Origin of the sequence: Bartonella sp. AP36NXGY, from assembly GCF_042195865.1 — a bacterium.
GTDB lineage: Bacteria > Pseudomonadota > Alphaproteobacteria > Rhizobiales > Rhizobiaceae > Bartonella.
This window is the reverse complement of sequence record NZ_JBHIPD010000009.1, coordinates 60,481-77,576: the sequence shown is the minus strand read 5'-3', so window position 1 is coordinate 77,576 and position 17,096 is coordinate 60,481. Positions and strand designations below refer to the sequence as shown.

Here is a 17,096-nt window from a genome sequence, read left to right as displayed (position 1 = left end):
GAAAAATATTAAGCATGCTTCTCCATATACCATGAGATGCAAAAAACCATTAATCCACACAAAGTTAGAACACTTCCTAAAACAGCTGTATATTCATAACTATAGCCCAATTTTAAAACTAATGCTCCAGATTCAGCACCAAGAGCGTTGGCAATATTAAAAGCAGACTGCATTAATGCTCCTGCCAAAATCTGTCCCTGTAGTGCAACATCCATAATTTTTGTTTGTATAGAAGGCATAGCAGCAAAAGAAGTTCCAACAAAAAAGCATCCTATTGCCGCTGTTAACGGAGCATAGGATAAAAAGAAAAAAAGAAAAAAAACAAATACGCTCCAAAGCATAGAAAAAAATATCATCGGCGAAATACCAATTTTAACGGCCAATTTAGGCCCCAAGAGATTTCCTACCACCATACCCAATCCAACTAACGGCATGATAAATGGTACCAACTCAAGTGAAACACCAGAAATATGCATTAATGTTGGTTTGATATAAGTGAAAACAGAAAATAATCCTGACGCTCCCACCGACACCATCAACAAAAGAAGCCACACCTGCTTTTGCTTTAATGCACCCATTTCTTGCAAAGGATTCGTTTTTGGAAAACTTGAATCACAAGGAAAAAAATTCCAAATAAGCAAACAACATAATAAAGCGATCATCCCCACAAGGACAAAAGCAATCTGCCAACCAATAAGTTGACCAATCCAAGTAGCACTGGGTGCTCCCAAAACGGTTGCAATTGTTAAGCCGAGCATAACATATCCAACAGCTTTAGAACGTTCTTTCATTTCTACCATTGAAGAAGCAACCATAGCCGCAAGTCCAAAATAGATTCCATGGGGAAGTCCACTGAGAAAGCGTAATACTACTAATATGCTAAAATCAGAAAAAAAGGCACTAGCAATATTTGCTAAGGCATAAAAAAGCATTAATCCCATCAAAACAGTTTTGCGTGATACCTGAGCTGTTGCCACAGCTAAAAGAGGTGCTCCAATCACAACTCCTAATGCATAAGCAGAAATATATTGACCAGCGGTAGGAATATCAACATAGGAACTTCGTGCCATCTCTGGCAGTAGCCCCATTGCGACAAACTCTGCAGTACCAATAGCAAAACTCCCCACGGCAAGAGCTAAAATTATTAAACGCCGTATTCTCGAATCAATTCCCAATGCAAGAACCTTTTGTTGATAAAAATCCTTCATACTATCACTTCTGGATAGGAGTTTTAACTGTAAATATCTGTAATACACACAAACAAAAATTCAAAACATTATTATACGCATGCCCAATAGTCCCCAATAAAGTTTTAGAAATATTTTGATATATAAAGCATTTTATAGAGTTTTAAGTAAGATTCTTTAATGGAAAATCTTTGAAAACCTCAAGATCATAGACGTATTCACCTATTTCTATCAGATCTACCAGATAATAAACTTTGTCTCCTCTTTTCAGCCATTGTAATTTTACAGTGAAAACTTTATTTTGCAACGATATACTATATCCTATAAATAATTCTAAAATTTGCCGAAGAATGCATTTCAAACAAGTGAATAATATCTCATCATTATCTTGATACAAAGATAAAACTTCTCCCCCAAAATTATTGTTGCTTTATTTTGCTACCTGAATACAGATCCCCCAAATCGATAAGCTATAATTTCAACTTTAGGCCATTCTTATAAATTATTATAGAGTCTTTTAAAAATTCTCATGATAATAGTGCTTGGTTTCTAGATTTATTAAATACCCTCTTTTAGACATCTTTACCCCTCCCTCATCTAACAGAGGAATCGCATCAGATATCTAACTCACTATCTGTAAATTAAAATATTCACGTAAATATATTATGATTATTTTCAGATAAATTCTATAAACAAAGCAAAAAACAAATATAATAAATTTTGTATAAGTATGTTTATTGATGTTTTATAAACATGACAATTACCGTGATTAATATTTAATTTATTATGACATAATATCTATATTTTTATTATATAAATAATATTACATAAATCTATTTTAAAGAATATTTATATATAAAAACTTAAAAAATAAAATTATAACATTTTAAATGTTGTAATTTTATTTTAGTTTTATTTTAATTTTCTAAAAATTTATCTGTTCGATTGTATATAATCCATTCTTTACCTTTAGTAATAAAAAACACAAAGTAGCTCATAAAAATACAATTTTCATACTTCTTTAAGAGTTCGCTAACGCCTCATTAACATTGTTGCTGTAAACAGTCGTCAGAAACAGAAAAACTGTTTTTCTCCGGATCAGGTAGCGCGTACCGGAGTAACAGTTTCTGTTTTTATCTAGTAATTAGAAAAAGAATATGTGCCCTATAAAACCGCACTGTTATATCCTAAGATAGTGGAATTTTATAATTTTGGAAGATGTTTCTAATTTCATTTTTTAGCTAAATTTGTAAGTGCGAGAATAAATTCAATAAAAAAATGAGGCGCTATATTACGATTAATATTTTAGCGTCCTTGTGCCCATAGAGCACGCGTTTCAGCGCAAAAATCGGCATAACAGCCTTCCTCAATGGCATCACGAATTCCCTGCATAAGTTGTTGATAATAAAAAAGATTATTCCACGTCAACAACATCCCCCCAAGAGATTCACCAGATTTAATCAAATGATGCAAATAAGCACAACTATAATCATGTGCTGCTGGACAAAGTGACTGTGGATCAAGAGGAAGTGGATCTTCTGCATAACGCGCATTACGCAAATTAATTCTACCAAAGCGGGTAAAAGCTAAACCATGACGTCCTGCACGCGTCGGCATAACACAATCAAACATATCAACACCACGAGCAACACTTTGTAAAATATCATCAGGTGTCCCTACTCCCATAAGATAGCGTGGTTTATCCTCTGGTAAAATCGGACAAGTAGTATCCAATACTGCTGTCATAACACTCTGCGGCTCACCAACAGCAAGCCCTCCAATAGCGTAACCTTTTAAATCTATTTCTTTTAATGCTTGAGCAGAACGTTCACGCAGTTTCATATTATCACCACCTTGAACAATCCCAAACAATGCTTTATCTGGCTGCTCTCCAAAAGCTGTTTTACAACGCAGCGCCCACCGCAATGAAAGTTCCATAGCTTCTTCCATTTCTTTTTCAGTTGCGGGTAATGCAATACATTGATCCAACTGCATCTGGATATCCGCACCAAGAAGTTCTTGAATTTCGATAGAACGCTCTGGACTCATTTCATAGTAGGCTCCATTAATGTAAGAACGAAAAATCACACCTTGTTCAGTAATTTTACGGATTCCCGCCAATGACATAACCTGAAAGCCACCAGAATCGGTTAAAATAGGTCCGCTCCAGCGTGAAAATTCATGTAATCCTCCTAAACGCGCAACACGTTCAGCTCCTGGACGTAACATTAAATGATAAGTATTCCCCAAAATGATATCTGCACCAAGATCACGAATTTGATCCATATACATAGCCTTAACGGTTCCTGCCGTCCCAACAGGCATAAATGCGGGTGTACGAACACATCCTCGCCCCGTTATAATTTCGCCTCGACGTGCATACCCATCTTGAGCAATTTTTCTATAATGAAATGTCTTTATCATAACTCTCGTCTTTTTGATTCCATCAATGCATATCTCTATAGAAAGAAAAAAGATATCCCCTTACGAGCATTGTCAAAAGCTTTATGAATTAATTTTTGATTCGCTCAATATTGTAATCAGCATCAAAAATTAAACGAGATAAAAGAACATTTCTTGTTAAGAAACCACCATAATAAAAGTGATAATCTAGCTCCCAAAAAATAGTAAAATCCTTATAATATCATACCTCAAAATACCTACGCTTGTCCTTAACAGAACTGCAACATTATTATCACAATAATTTCATCTTCACATACTTCCATAAGCAGTAACTTTGTACCCATAGAAGAAAATTTTGAACGCATTGTACAGCTTACATATTCTTTAACTTTTACAGATAAAAATTTTTCATCTACTGGGCACAGCGATCCTCACGCTTAATAAAAACGCAAATGAGCATAATCACTTATCCACTCACAATATTGAGATAGCTCTTGGCATTAGAGATAATTCACAAAAGAAATTAACGTGTAAATAAAAATACTTTAAAAAACTAAAAATGCTTTTTGTAAAGATTCTCAAATACCAAAAGCTCTATCGTACCATTAGAGACTGAAAAAGCCGTATGATGGTACCCGCTTGCTCCTTCATAAGCTTTAAAGAAGGTGGTGCATAATAGATTTTATACTATTTATAGCTTTAAAACTATACATGCCATGAATGTCATCGTGGAAGTGAACGTTGATATGTACTAAGAAATGCTTCTTAAAAAACACGTAAATACGCAACACAAGTGTATTCCGTTTGGAGCATTCCTCTATTAAAAAACGAGAAAAATAAAAGCGTAAGTCCATACATAATCTTCATTATTTAAAAGATATTGCATTAGATACTTTTAAAAAAGTAAAGTTGAATTAAGAAGGAGATGGCAAGACTAGCCATTTGTTTCACTTCTGCGCCTTTATTATATTCTTCTAAGATTAAACTGTCTTCTTATTTTAAAGATTACGCCAATATATATATATATAAATGCTGGTTTTCCACCTTGCTAGGAAAACTGGATGAGCGAGTAAAGCTCTTATCCGTCTTAATATGTGTTTCAAACATGCTTCTGCATTAGGATGGGATGTTGATTTACGAGCAGAAACAAAAGCACACGCTCTCTTAGGAAAGTAACATCATAAAACCATTAAGACCGACAATGGCTTGAAGAGAAATGCCGAATTTTTTATAAAACACTTTGCCAAACAACAACCATAATACAACAGACTTTGCGTTTTCTTATTCTGACAGGTGTTTGTACAAATCCTTTGCATTATATTCTTCAGGAAGATCCGATTGAAGAAAATATATGGACAATGCTTAGCTCGAAATTATAAAAGGTAAGCCTGATACTACAAAAGAGTTTCGTGTGCCTTTATTGATCAGAAAAGAGTATTTTTTCTTAGAAACTTACAATTGAAATCAGTATAGTTTATACTATTCTACATCTGCAGCAATAATGGCTTTAGTAATTGAATCTGGATCTGCAACAGGTTCACCACGTTTAATTTTATCAACATTTTCCATACCTTCAACAACCTGCCCCCATATGGAATATTGACGATCAAGCCACGGAGCATCTGCAAAACAAATAAAAAACTGAGAGTTAGCAGAATTTGGATTCTGACTCCGTGCCATAGAAACTGTACCACGCTTATGAGAAAGATTTGAAAACTCTGCTGTTAAATTTGGTTTTTCTGCTCCCCCCATACCAGCACGTGATAAATTGAATTTTTCACTATCCTTCTTTCCAAATTGCACATCCCCTGTTTGCGCCATAAAACCATCAATAACGCGATGGAAAATAACATTATCATAAGCACCTTCGCGTACCAGTTCTTTAATACGTGCAACATGACAAGGTGCCAAATCAGCAAAAAGCTCAATAACAACTCTGCCCTTTGTTGTTTCAAGAATTAAAGTATTCTCTGGATTTTTATTCTCAGCCATATGGAAAGCTCCCTTGATTCATTTCTCAACTTGTAAAGTAGCAGCATTAATAACATCAGGATTTTTTACAGATCCATTATTATTTGTCGTACCTTTTTTTATTTTATCAACAACATCCATCCCCTTTATAACCTCTCCAACAACCGTATACTGACCGTTTAAAAAAGCAGCATCCTCAAAACAAATGAAGAATTGAGAATTCGCGGAATCCGGATCTTGTGACCGTGCCATCCCAACTGTACCACGCTTAAACGGCTGTTTTGAAAACTCTGCCGGTATATTGGGATAATTTGAGCCACCCATACCAACGCGTTTCAGATCAAAATCTCTACTGCCTTTTTTTCCAAATTCTACATCACCAGTTTGTGCCATGAAATTAGGAATAACGCGATGAAACACAACATTATTATAGGCCCCCTCCTCTGTTAATCTTTTGATTTGCGCAACATGCTTTGGCGCCAAATCAGGACGCAGACGAATAATGACATCACCATCTTTGAGAGATAAAACAAGAAGGCTTGCATCGCTTGCTGGTCTAGGATTACCAGCGACAGCGGACAATGAAAAAAAACAAAACACACATATCAAAACAGCAAAAATTCTACGAGACACACTTATTCTCCCCTAAAAGATTGGTATTTCGAGCTTAAAGCTTGTGCAACATTGGGCGGTACAAATGGTGTCACATCACCTCCCATAGAGGCAATTTGGCGTACCAATGTAGAAGTTATCGCGCGCCCAGAAACACTTGCCGGCAAAAAAACAGTTTGCAATTCAGGAGCCATAACACCATTCATTCCTGCCATTTGCATTTCATAATCAAGATCAGTACCATCACGCAATCCACGAATGAGAAATGAAGCACCAACTTCACGCGCCTTCTCAATGAGAAGGTTGCTAAATGAAAGAACCTGCAATCGATTAGAATCTGCACCAAATAAGTCTTTCCCTACCTGCGTAATGAAATCAACACGCTCTTCGAAGCTAAAGAGTGTTTTTTTGTCAGCCTGTATCCCTATAGCGACGACCACCTTATCAGCTAACACAAAACACCCTTTCAAAACATCAAGATGACCATTTGTAAGAGGATCAAAAGAACCCGCGTAAAGAGCAATTTTCATGACTTTACTCCTTCCTCTTAAAAATTATTTTTCTTCGCTCATATCAACTGTATCAGAATGCTTCTCACCTTCATCATCTAATGAACTCGTATCATCTTCAGGTTCAGAAATACGTTCAACCGATACGACTCTTTCACCTTTGGCTGTATTAAAAATTGTGACTCCCTTAGTTGAGCGCCCAGCAGTACGAATTCCCTCAACAGGGACACGAATAAGCTGCCCCCCATCTGATACCAACATAATTTGATCTTGCGCCTTCACCGGAAAAGCCGCTACTAATTTACCAATTTCAGCTGTTTTAGATGGATCTGTTGCGCGAATCCCCTTTCCGCCACGTCCCGAAATCCGGAACTCATAGGAAGAAGAACGTTTACCATAACCAAACTCACTCACTGTCAAAAGCATTTGTTCACGTGCATGAAGTTCTGCATAACGTTCATCTGTTAACTCTGTTTCAGCACCCCCATCTTCTTCATCAAAAGTTATAATATCTTCAACATCAGCATCTGCACCAGAAGCACGCCGTTCATTCATTACACGTTTAATATAAGCAGAACGCTCAATGGACGTCGCCTCGACATGCTCTAAAATTGTCATCGAAATGACTTTATCGCCTTTAGCTAAATTGATACCACGAACTCCCACAGAATTACGCCCAGCAAAGACCCGAACATCAACAACTGGAAAACGGATACATTGTCCATTGGCTGTTGTTAGAACAACATCATCATGTTCTGTACAGGTTTCAACAGAAAGAATTTCATCTTCTTCATCAAGTTTCATCGCAATTTTACCATTACGATTAACCTGAACGAAATCTGATAATTTATTACGACGCACAGTTCCACGTGTTGTCGCAAACATAATATCTAATGCACTCCAGCTCGCTTCATCTTCAGGCAAAGGCATAATCGTTGTAATACGCTCACCTTGTTGTAAAGGAAGCATATTGATCAAAGCCCGCCCACGCGATTGGGGTGTCCCCAGCGGCAGCCGCCAAACTTTTTCCTTATAAACAATCCCACGTGATGAAAAGAAAAGAACCGGAGTATGCGTATTGGCAACAAACAACCGCGTTACAAAATCCTCATCCTTCGTGGACATACCAGAACGCCCCTTACCACCACGTCGCTGTGCACGATAGGTATTAAGAGGCACACGCTTAATATAGCCACTATGGCTTACCGTTACCACCATATCCTCTGGTGCGATCAGATCTTCACTCTCCATCTCAGCGCTACCAAAACCAAATACGGTACGTCGCGGCGTTGCAAATTCCTCACGAAGAGCACTCAACTCATCCTTAACAATAGACATAATGCGTACGCGTGATGCCAAGATCTCAAGATAGTCAGCGATATCCACGCCAATTTTATTCAATTCATCAGCGATTTCATCACGCCCAAGGGCTGTCAATCGTTGCAAACGCAATTCTAAAATAGCACGCGCCTGTTCTTCAGAGAGGTTATAAGTACCATCCTCATGAATAATATGACGAGGATCATCAATAAGTTTAATCAAAGGCGCGACATCCATCGCTGGCCAGCGTCGCTCCATTAACTGTGCACGTGCTGTCTGCGGATCAGGAGCTTTGCGAATAAGCGCTATAATTTCATCAATATTGGCAACAGCAAGGGCAAGGCCAACCAAAACATGGGCCCGCTCACGCGCTTTACGCAAAAGATATTTTGTTCGCCGACTGACAACTTCTTCCCGAAAAGAAACAAATGCACGAAGCATATCAAGCAACGTCATCTGTTCGGGTTTTCCCCCATTCAAAGCAACCATATTACAACCAAAGGAAGTTTGTAGCGGCGTATACCGATATAATTGGTTTAAAACAACTTCCGCAACAACATCTTTCTTCAGCTCAATAACAACCCGATATCCATCACGATCAGATTCGTCACGCAAATCAGAGATTCCCTCAATGCGTTTATCGCGCACCAATTCAGCCATTTTCTCAATCATTGTTGCCTTATTAACTTGATAAGGGATCTCACTCACAATAATTGCTTGTCGACCACTGCGAATTTCTTCGATCTCAACTTTAGCACGCATAATGATTGAGCCACGCCCTGTTTCATAAGCTGCACGAACACCAGAGTGGCCAAGGATAATACCCCCTGTAGGAAAATCCGGACCAGGAATAATTTCAATTATTTTATCGAGTGTGATATCGGGATTATCAATCAAAGCGATACAACCATCAACGACTTCACCAAGATTATGGGGAGGAATATTGGTTGCCATTCCCACAGCAATCCCCCCTGATCCATTAACCAAAAGATTGGGAAAACGCGCTGGTAAGACAACCGGTTCACGCTCACGCCCATCGTAATTATCCTGAAAATCAACAGTATCTTTATCAATATCAGCTAAAAGTTCTTCTGAAACTTTTTCTAAACGACACTCAGTATAGCGCATAGCCGCGGGTGGATCACCATCAACGGAACCAAAATTTCCCTGACCATCAATTAATGGATTTCTTAAAGAAAAGTCCTGCGCCATACGCACTAATGCATCGTAAATTGAAGCATCACCATGGGGATGAAATTTCCCCATAACCTCACCAACAACACCAGCAGATTTACGATACGACTTATTGAAAGAAAGCCCCATCTCATTCATAGCATGAAGGATACGTCGATGAACAGGCTTAAGACCATCACGGACATCAGGGAGTGCACGTGAAACAATCACGCTCATCGCATAATCGAGATAGGAGCGTTGCATTTCATCAATAATACTGATTGGTTCAATACCGGTTAGCACATCACGTTCTGGGTGTGGAGTAAGATCGGTCACAATTTCAAAACTTTCAAAAAAGAATCATTTCACTTTATTTATAGCGAAAAATACACAAAAATGCTAATTTCTCTCCCATGACAAAAAAGAAATTTAACAATATTTTTCAAGATGTTATTAATTTATATTTTAAATTACCAATAATAATTAACAATTTTCACTTCGCTAAACTTCAAAAATCTGAAACAAGCAAACCATAAAATGATCATAATACTGCAATTTAAAGACTCTTAAAAAGGGACGTCATCATCTAATTTGTGTGAAAAACTTTCTCCCAATTGATTATTATTTTGACCAAAAGCATTTCTCTGATTTGAGTGACTATCGGCAAAGCCACCACTATAACTCCCCCCTTGACTTGCTCCTTGCTCCCCGCTCGCAGCTCCCCGCCCATCAAGCATTTGTAATTCGCCACGGTACTTTTGCAAAACAATCTCTGTTGTATAACGGTCATTTCCATTTTGATCTTGCCATTTTCGTGTCTGTAACTGCCCCTCAATATAAATTTTGCTGCCTTTTTTTAAATATTGCTCTGCAACTTTGACAAGGTTTTCATTAAAAATAACAATACTATGCCACTCAGTGCGTTCTTTTCGCTCATTTGTATTCCGATCGCGCCAACTTTCTGAAGTAGCAATACGCAGATTTGCCACTTGATCACCAGAATTCAAACGGCGGATTTCAGGATCCGCACCAAGATTACCAATCAAAATAACTTTATTAAGGCTACCAGCCATCGCATAAACTCCAAAATTTTAATTTGTAAAATACTCTGTTCTATAACAGTTATAACCCTCTTGACCTTCAATTTACATGTCGCAATTGACCATCAATATGGGTATTGCTATCCTTTACCAATATTGTATTCAGTGTAATTATAACAAAAGATGATAAAAACGCATAGTTTATTCCACCACGAGAGAATAAAAAGCTGCTCATTTGTATTTTTTTCACAAAACTTATACCTTCCTTTTGCATTAAAGCAGTTAAACACATTATAATTCTAAAAAAACAGTTTTATTCCATTTTAGGTGCTCAATTTTTGCCACATATGCCAAGGATAAAGTATGACTCATCAAAAATATATCTCCATTCGCGGTGCACGTGAGCATAATCTTAAAAATATTGATCTCGATCTGCCTCGTGATAAACTCATTGTTATAACAGGACTTTCTGGATCAGGGAAATCATCCTTAGCGTTTGATACAATTTACGCTGAAGGACAACGCCGCTATGTCGAAAGCCTTTCAGCCTATGCACGCCAATTTTTGGAAGTCATGCAAAAACCCGATGTCGACCGCATAGACGGTCTCTCTCCAGCTATCTCCATTGAACAAAAAACAACCAGTCGCAATCCTCGTTCAACAGTAGGTACCGTTACTGAAATCCACGATTACATGCGTCTTCTCTTTGCACGTATTGGTATTCCTCATTCTCCTGTGACAGGACTTCCTATTGAAAGCCAGACAGTAAGCCAAATGGTGGATCAAATTATGGCCTTACCAGAAGGAACGCGAATTTTTATTATGGCCCCTTTGGTGCGAGGACGAAAGGGAGAATATAAAAAAGAGCTAACAGAACTTTTAAAAAGAGGATTTCAACGCGCTAAAGTTGATGGCAAGTTTTATGAAATCCCTGATATTCCACCTCTGGATAAAAAATATAAACACGACATCGATGTCGTGGTAGACCGCATTGTTGTACAGAAGGATATCACCTCTCGCTTGGCTGATAGTATAGAAACCTGTTTACAGCTAGCAAATGGGCTTGCCATTGCTGAAATGGCAGACCAACCCTTAGCACAAAAAGAAACAACAAAGGAATCTGCTCATAAATCAAAAAATGATACACACAAACGGCTCATTTTTTCAGAAAAGTTTTCCTGCCCTGTATCGGGTTTTTCTATTCCTGAAATTGAACCACGCCTTTTTTCGTTCAATAATCCTTTTGGCGCCTGTCCTCTCTGCGATGGACTGGGCATAAAAAAAGCAATGGATCCACTGAAAATTGTGCCCAATAAAAATCTTACCCTCAAGAATGGCGCCATTGCCCCTTGGGCTAAGTCAGATTCACTTTACTATAAACAAACCTTAGAAGCATTAGGAAAAGCTTACGGTTTCAAACTCACAGATCAATGGTGTGAACTCTCTAATGAAGCACAACAGGCTATTCTCTACGGTACAAAAAGAGATGAAATTTCTTTTATCTATAAAAATAATTCTGGTTCGCATAAAACGACCCAACCCTTTGAAGGAATCATCCCTAATATGGAGAGACGCTGGAAAGAAACCGATTCTGCTTGGTCTCGAGAAGAAATCGAACGTTATATGTCTTCTTCGCCCTGCCCAGCTTGTCACGGTTATCGTTTAAAACCAGAGGCACTTGCTGTAAAAATAAACGGAATGCATATTGGGCAAATATCAGATCTTTCTATTCTAAAGGCAGATGATTGGTTTGCCAATGTTCATCAATATCTCACAAAAAAACAACGTAATATCGCCGTACGTATTTTAAAAGAAATTCGTGAACGCTTGGCTTTTTTAAATCATGTAGGATTGGAATATCTTACCTTGTCTCGAAATTCAGGAACGCTTTCAGGGGGAGAAAGCCAACGCATTCGGTTGGCATCCCAAATTGGTTCTGGTCTTACAGGCGTTCTTTATATTTTAGATGAACCATCTATCGGTTTACACCAACGCGATAATGAACGCCTGTTGGAAATGCTGCGCCATTTGCGTAATCTTGGCAATACAGTTATTGTTGTTGAACATGATGAAGATGCTATTCTCACAGCAGACTATGTTGTCGATATGGGGCCTGCCGCAGGCGTTCATGGTGGAGAAATCATAGCGCAAGGAACACCGCAGGAAATTATAGAAAATTCAGCCTCTCTCACAGGCCAATACCTTTCAGGAAAAATGGCTGTTAAAATGCCGACAGAGCGACGCAAAATATCAAAAACGAAAACACTTAAAATCATCGGCGCCAAAGGCAATAACCTCAAAAATATCAATGCGAATATTCCTCTTGGAACCTTCACATGCATAACTGGTGTTTCTGGAGGAGGAAAATCAACATTTCTTATTGAAACGCTTTTCAAAGCAGCATCACATCATATCATGGGCTCTCATCACAGCCCTGCCAGCTATGACAAAATTGAAGGATTAGAATTTCTTGATAAAGTCATCGATATCAACCAGTCTCCTATTGGACGCACCCCACGCTCTAATCCCGCAACCTATACAGGTGCTTTTACACCGATTCGTGAGTGGTTTGCCGATCTTCCAGAATCAAAAGCCCGCGGTTACAAAGCTGGGCGTTTTTCATTTAATGTTAAAGGAGGACGGTGCGAAGCATGTCAAGGTGATGGAGTCATCAAAATTGAAATGCACTTTTTACCTGATGTCTATGTTACTTGCGATGTCTGTAAAGGAAAACGCTATAACCGAGAAACACTAGAAATAAAATTCAAAGGACAGTCTATAGCCGATATTTTGGATATGACAATTGAAAAGGCAGAGGAATTTTTCCAAGCTATTCCCGCTATTCATAATAAAATGGAAACTCTCATTAAAGTAGGATTGGGTTACATAAAAGTAGGACAGCAAGCAACCACACTTTCTGGTGGGGAAGCACAACGTGTAAAACTTGCGAAAGAACTTTCTCGTAAAACAACGGGACGTACACTCTATATTTTGGATGAACCGACAACAGGTTTACATTTTCATGATATTTCCAAACTTCTTGAAGTGCTTCACGAACTAGTCGAGCAAGGCAACACAGTTATAGTCATTGAACATAACCTTGATGTTATAAAGACAGCCGACTGGATTATTGATTTAGGACCAGAAGGTGGAGATCGCGGTGGTGAAATTGTTGCAATTGGACGCCCTGAAGACATCATTAAGGTTCCCGCTTCCTATACGGGAAAATTTCTAAAACATGTTTTACTGCGCCCATCTCTCTATAATTCCAATTCTTAGAAACGCTTTCTATTGTAAAATACAGCATACTAACAAAGCCTGTACTTTTATTATTACCTGTAAACCAACACCTAATTCCAGTGGTGCAACACGTTTGAAGCAAAGACTAAAAACAATTTAGCGCTTTATAAGCTGTTTCAGTTGTCGTATTGCCAAATAGGAACGCACACATAATTGCGTATTTATTCTCTGTTTTGTTTATACCTGAAACGACCAGACAACCTAAACTGGGAAGAATATGAAGTTTTAAGGGTATAAATAAATTTCTATATTTCCATTTCCTTTTAATTTATCTTTATGATTTTCCAAGGCATCCACAGCAATATCTTATAATGAAGATTGCCATTGCTTCACACTTTTATTTATCGCGTTCCTTAATGAAGATCACATTCCTCACGAAGGAACAAAACGCCCCAAACGGAATATATTTGCGTTGCCAATTCCCACATCTGTTTTAAAGAAACATTTCTCAATGCTCTCAAGCCCATTTCACAACGGCTCCTATGAATGCTATAATGATAAACTCATTATTATACACCACCATCTTTACATTTATGAATCGGCATCATCACACTCTTTTCCAATATTTGTCTTCCCTACTCCCTAATATTGTAAAGCCTTTAATTATCGAAAGCTTTCATAAAAAGCATTTTATTTCTTTTTTCAAATGTTGTTATCCACACACTCATAACTATTTATGATATATAAAAGTATCGTTTTGATTGATTGACGATAAAAAGATCTAAAATGAGAAAATCTTACGCTATTAGAGTTTCTCATTCAATGTGGAGAGCGTCTAATTATCCTTATAAGTCAAGATATTATCTAATAAAAAAGAAACAAAACTCTTTTATTATATTATTTGAATTCTGTATAAGAATTGTAAGTTTTTTTCCCAAAAAACAGTATTTGGCTGTATTCTACAAAAGAAACTCTCCTAACAGAGCATAGAGTGTCATTATTTTCGACTTTTTGTGCACAAAGTATCTGTTGGACATCTTACAGTTGTCAATATAATGTGATGCAGTCTAAAAAGACAAAATAACGTTGGAGATAATTTCAGCATGAAAAAAATTGAAGCCATTATAAAACCTTTCAAACTTGATGAAGTGAAAGAAGCGCTTCAAAAAATTGGGTTACATGGTATTACAGTAACAGAAGCGAAAGGTTTTGGTCGTCAAAGGGAACATACAGAACTTTATCGTGGTACGAAATATGTTGTTGACTTTCTACCTAAAGTAAAGATTGAAATTGTTGTGTCCGATGAAAAACTGGAACAAACTGTTGATGCAATACGTAAAGCAGCTCAAACCAAACATATAGGGGATGGAAAGATATTTGTCTTTTCCATTGATGATGCAATTCGTATAGGCACAGACGAAACCGGTATCGATGCCCTTTAATAAATAACAGGAAAATTCACTTTTTTATCCACCTCAACGCCATATTAAGGAAATTGAATATGACAACCGCATCAGATATTATCAAACAGATTACAGACAACGAAATCCGTTTTGTTGATTTACGTTTTACTGATCCACGAGGAAAATTGCATCACATTACAATGGATATCGCAGAGATCAGCGAGGATACTTTTAGTGATGGTGTCATGTTTGATGGTTCTTCAATTGCTGGTTGGAAAACAATTAATGAATCTGACATGGTTTTAATGCCAGATCCAGCAACAGCACATATTGATCCTTTTTTTGCTCAATCTACTTTGGTCATATTTTGTGATGTACTTGATCCTGTCTCTGGTGAGTTTTATCGTAGAGATCCTCGTTCTATCGCCAAAAGGGCTGAGGTGTATATGAAATCTTTAAACATTGGAGATACAATCAATGTGGGTCCAGAAGCAGAGTTTTTTATCTTTGATGATGTGCGCTATAAAACGGACCCTTACAACACAGGGTTTAAACTCGATTCAAGTGAACTTCCCTCTAATGATGATACGGAATATGAAACAGGAAATCTAGGGCATCGCCCACGAATAAAGGGAGGCTACCTTCCTGTTCCGCCGATTGATTCCTGCCAAGATATGCGTTCTGAAATGCTCACAGCACTCAAAGATATGGGTGTACAGGTCGAAAAACACCATCACGAAGTAGCAGCGGGCCAACATGAATTGGGTATTCGTTTTGATACACTTGTTCGCGAGGCTGACAAGATGCAAATTTTTAAATATGTTGTACATCAAATAGCAAACAGTTATGGGAAAACAGCAACCTTCATGCCAAAACCAGTTTTTGGTGATAACGGCTCTGGAATGCATGTCCACATTTCCATTTGGAAAGATGGCAAACCCATTTTTGCAGGAAATGAATATGCTGGACTATCAGAAACCTGTCTGTTTTTTATCGGTGGTGTTATTAAGCACGCAAAAGCAATAAATGCTTTTACCAACCCATCTACAAACTCCTATAAACGTTTGGTTCCTGGTTATGAAGCTCCTGTTCTTCTTGCCTATTCAGCACGTAATCGTTCTGCATCTTGCCGTATTCCAATGAGCTCCTCACCAAATTCAAAACGCGTAGAAGTTCGTTTTCCAGACCCAACAGCAAATCCCTATTTGGCATTTGCAGCCCTTTTAATGGCTGGTCTTGACGGTATCAAAAACAAAATTCATCCCGGACATGCTATGGATAAAGATCTTTATGATCTTCCCTTAAAGGAACTTAAAGAAATCCCTACTGTTTCAGGAAGCCTGCGTGAAGCGCTTGAAGCACTTGACAAAGATCGTGGCTTTCTTAAAGCTGGCGACGTTTTTGATGATGATCAGATTAATTCCTTCATTCAAGTAAAGATGCAAGAAGTCTTGCGTTACGAAACAACACCCCATCCTGTTGAATTTGATATGTACTATTCTGTTTAAACAATTAATACGTATTCTTTTGATTTTTAAAATGGAGGCAAAAGCCTCCATTTTTGTGGATATTCTTCTCATGCAAAAGCGCAAGAGGCTTTTTGCTCGCCCGCTTTTCCTTTATAATGTGTTGAATCTCTTCAAATGAATTAACAAAGGTTTCTAATGCCGCGAATTTGTTTTCTCGTTTCCGTTCTTTTATGCATTGTCTTTATCACATCAACAACTAAAGCACATACAATAACCAACCAAAAACTTACAACTCTTGAAAAAGCAACATCTGCTTATAGTAAAGCACTTAAAAATGCCGATGCAAATGCCATCTTAAATGCTATTCCTCCCCAAGTCATCAACCGCTTAACCGCCAAAAAAAATCTTAATCAATCGCAATTTCTACAAATCATGAAAAGCCAAATAGAACGGTTGGCAGAAAGTTACAAGATTGAAACGATCAACATTGATCAAAAACAAAAACGTGAAGGTACCCTTGATAATGGTACCCCTTATTTTGTTATACCCGTGGAGCTTGTAACCACAACAAATGCTGGAAAAAAATGCTCTATTCAAACTGAAATTATTGCCCTACTTCACGATAACCAATGGTATTTTATCCGTGGTAATGACGAAGCGCTCTTAACCATAACCAATGAACTATTTCCTGGACTTGATAAAGTAAAAACCAATCCTCAAAAAGTCACAAAAATACTCTGAGCGAAAAGAATGCACGTAAATAAAAGAT

At 37.7% G+C, this 17,096-nt stretch carries 11 protein-coding genes; 4 read left to right on the top strand and 7 right to left on the bottom strand.

Annotated elements, in window-relative coordinates:
• Positions 1 to 8: 8 nt before the first annotated feature.
• The 7 genes from ACFINX_RS05465 to ssb all read right to left on the bottom strand — a co-directional run bounded on the left by ACFINX_RS05465 (position 9) and on the right by ssb (position 10,248).
• Complete coding sequence (locus ACFINX_RS05465) at positions 9 to 1,208, bottom strand: MFS transporter (RefSeq protein WP_375668446.1); 1,200 nt, start codon at positions 1,206 to 1,208, stop codon at positions 9 to 11.
• 1,284 nt (positions 1,209 to 2,492) lie between these two features.
• Positions 2,493 to 3,611 carry a tRNA guanosine(34) transglycosylase Tgt gene (gene tgt / locus ACFINX_RS05460; RefSeq protein WP_375629052.1) on the bottom strand — a complete coding sequence of 373 codons (1,119 nt, stop codon included), beginning with the start codon at positions 3,609 to 3,611 and terminating at the stop codon, positions 2,493 to 2,495.
• A gap of 1,458 nt (positions 3,612 to 5,069) precedes the next feature.
• Positions 5,070 to 5,582: a peptidylprolyl isomerase gene (locus tag ACFINX_RS05455; protein WP_375611520.1), complete on the bottom strand. Its 513-nt coding sequence runs from the start codon at positions 5,580 to 5,582 to the stop codon at positions 5,070 to 5,072.
• 18 nt (positions 5,583 to 5,600) lie between these two features.
• On the bottom strand, positions 5,601 to 6,194 hold the full coding sequence (locus ACFINX_RS05450; protein WP_375668445.1) for a peptidylprolyl isomerase: 594 nt from the start codon (positions 6,192 to 6,194) through the stop codon (positions 5,601 to 5,603).
• Between the two features lie 2 nt (positions 6,195 to 6,196).
• On the bottom strand, positions 6,197 to 6,703 hold the full coding sequence (coaD, locus tag ACFINX_RS05445) for a pantetheine-phosphate adenylyltransferase (protein ID WP_375611518.1): 507 nt from the start codon (positions 6,701 to 6,703) through the stop codon (positions 6,197 to 6,199).
• A 24-nt stretch (positions 6,704 to 6,727) separates the two neighbouring features.
• Complete coding sequence (gene gyrA, locus ACFINX_RS05440) at positions 6,728 to 9,511, bottom strand: DNA gyrase subunit A (RefSeq protein WP_375668444.1); 2,784 nt, start codon at positions 9,509 to 9,511, stop codon at positions 6,728 to 6,730.
• A gap of 230 nt (positions 9,512 to 9,741) precedes the next feature.
• Positions 9,742 to 10,248 carry a single-stranded DNA-binding protein gene (gene ssb, locus ACFINX_RS05435; RefSeq protein ID WP_375611516.1) on the bottom strand — a complete coding sequence of 169 codons (507 nt, stop codon included), beginning with the start codon at positions 10,246 to 10,248 and terminating at the stop codon, positions 9,742 to 9,744.
• Between the two features lie 330 nt (positions 10,249 to 10,578).
• On the opposite strand from ssb, the gene uvrA reads away from it, so the two are divergent.
• From uvrA to ACFINX_RS05415, 4 genes are all read left to right on the top strand, one after another.
• The gene (uvrA, locus tag ACFINX_RS05430; RefSeq protein ID WP_375613111.1) at positions 10,579 to 13,494 is read left to right on the top strand and encodes an excinuclease ABC subunit UvrA; all 2,916 of its coding nucleotides are present in this window, start codon (positions 10,579 to 10,581) and stop codon (positions 13,492 to 13,494) included.
• Positions 13,495 to 14,558: 1,064 nt separating this feature from the next.
• Positions 14,559 to 14,897 (top strand): P-II family nitrogen regulator, encoded by a 339-nt coding sequence (locus tag ACFINX_RS05425; protein WP_015856528.1) that lies wholly within the window; start codon positions 14,559 to 14,561, stop codon positions 14,895 to 14,897.
• Positions 14,898 to 14,956: 59 nt separating this feature from the next.
• Entirely contained in the window at positions 14,957 to 16,366 is a 1,410-nt protein-coding gene (gene glnA, locus ACFINX_RS05420; protein ID WP_375611514.1) for a type I glutamate--ammonia ligase, read from the top strand.
• Positions 16,367 to 16,522: 156 nt separating this feature from the next.
• Positions 16,523 to 17,068: a hypothetical protein gene (locus ACFINX_RS05415; protein ID WP_375611513.1), complete on the top strand. Its 546-nt coding sequence runs from the start codon at positions 16,523 to 16,525 to the stop codon at positions 17,066 to 17,068.
• Positions 17,069 to 17,096 lie beyond the last annotated feature (28 nt).

Coding starts and splice junctions, on each gene's coding strand:
- ACFINX_RS05455 (WP_375611520.1), bottom strand. CDS start 5,582: ATGGCTGAGAATAAAAATCCAGAGAATACTTTAATTCTTGAAACAACA.
- uvrA (WP_375613111.1), top strand. CDS start 10,579: ATGACTCATCAAAAATATATCTCCATTCGCGGTGCACGTGAGCATAAT.
- tgt (WP_375629052.1), bottom strand. CDS start 3,611: ATGATAAAGACATTTCATTATAGAAAAATTGCTCAAGATGGGTATGCA.
- glnA (WP_375611514.1), top strand. CDS start 14,957: ATGACAACCGCATCAGATATTATCAAACAGATTACAGACAACGAAATC.
- ssb (WP_375611516.1), bottom strand. CDS start 10,248: ATGGCTGGTAGCCTTAATAAAGTTATTTTGATTGGTAATCTTGGTGCG.
- coaD (WP_375611518.1), bottom strand. CDS start 6,703: ATGAAAATTGCTCTTTACGCGGGTTCTTTTGATCCTCTTACAAATGGT.
- ACFINX_RS05415 (WP_375611513.1), top strand. CDS start 16,523: ATGCCGCGAATTTGTTTTCTCGTTTCCGTTCTTTTATGCATTGTCTTT.
- ACFINX_RS05425 (WP_015856528.1), top strand. CDS start 14,559: ATGAAAAAAATTGAAGCCATTATAAAACCTTTCAAACTTGATGAAGTG.
- ACFINX_RS05465 (WP_375668446.1), bottom strand. CDS start 1,208: ATGAAGGATTTTTATCAACAAAAGGTTCTTGCATTGGGAATTGATTCG.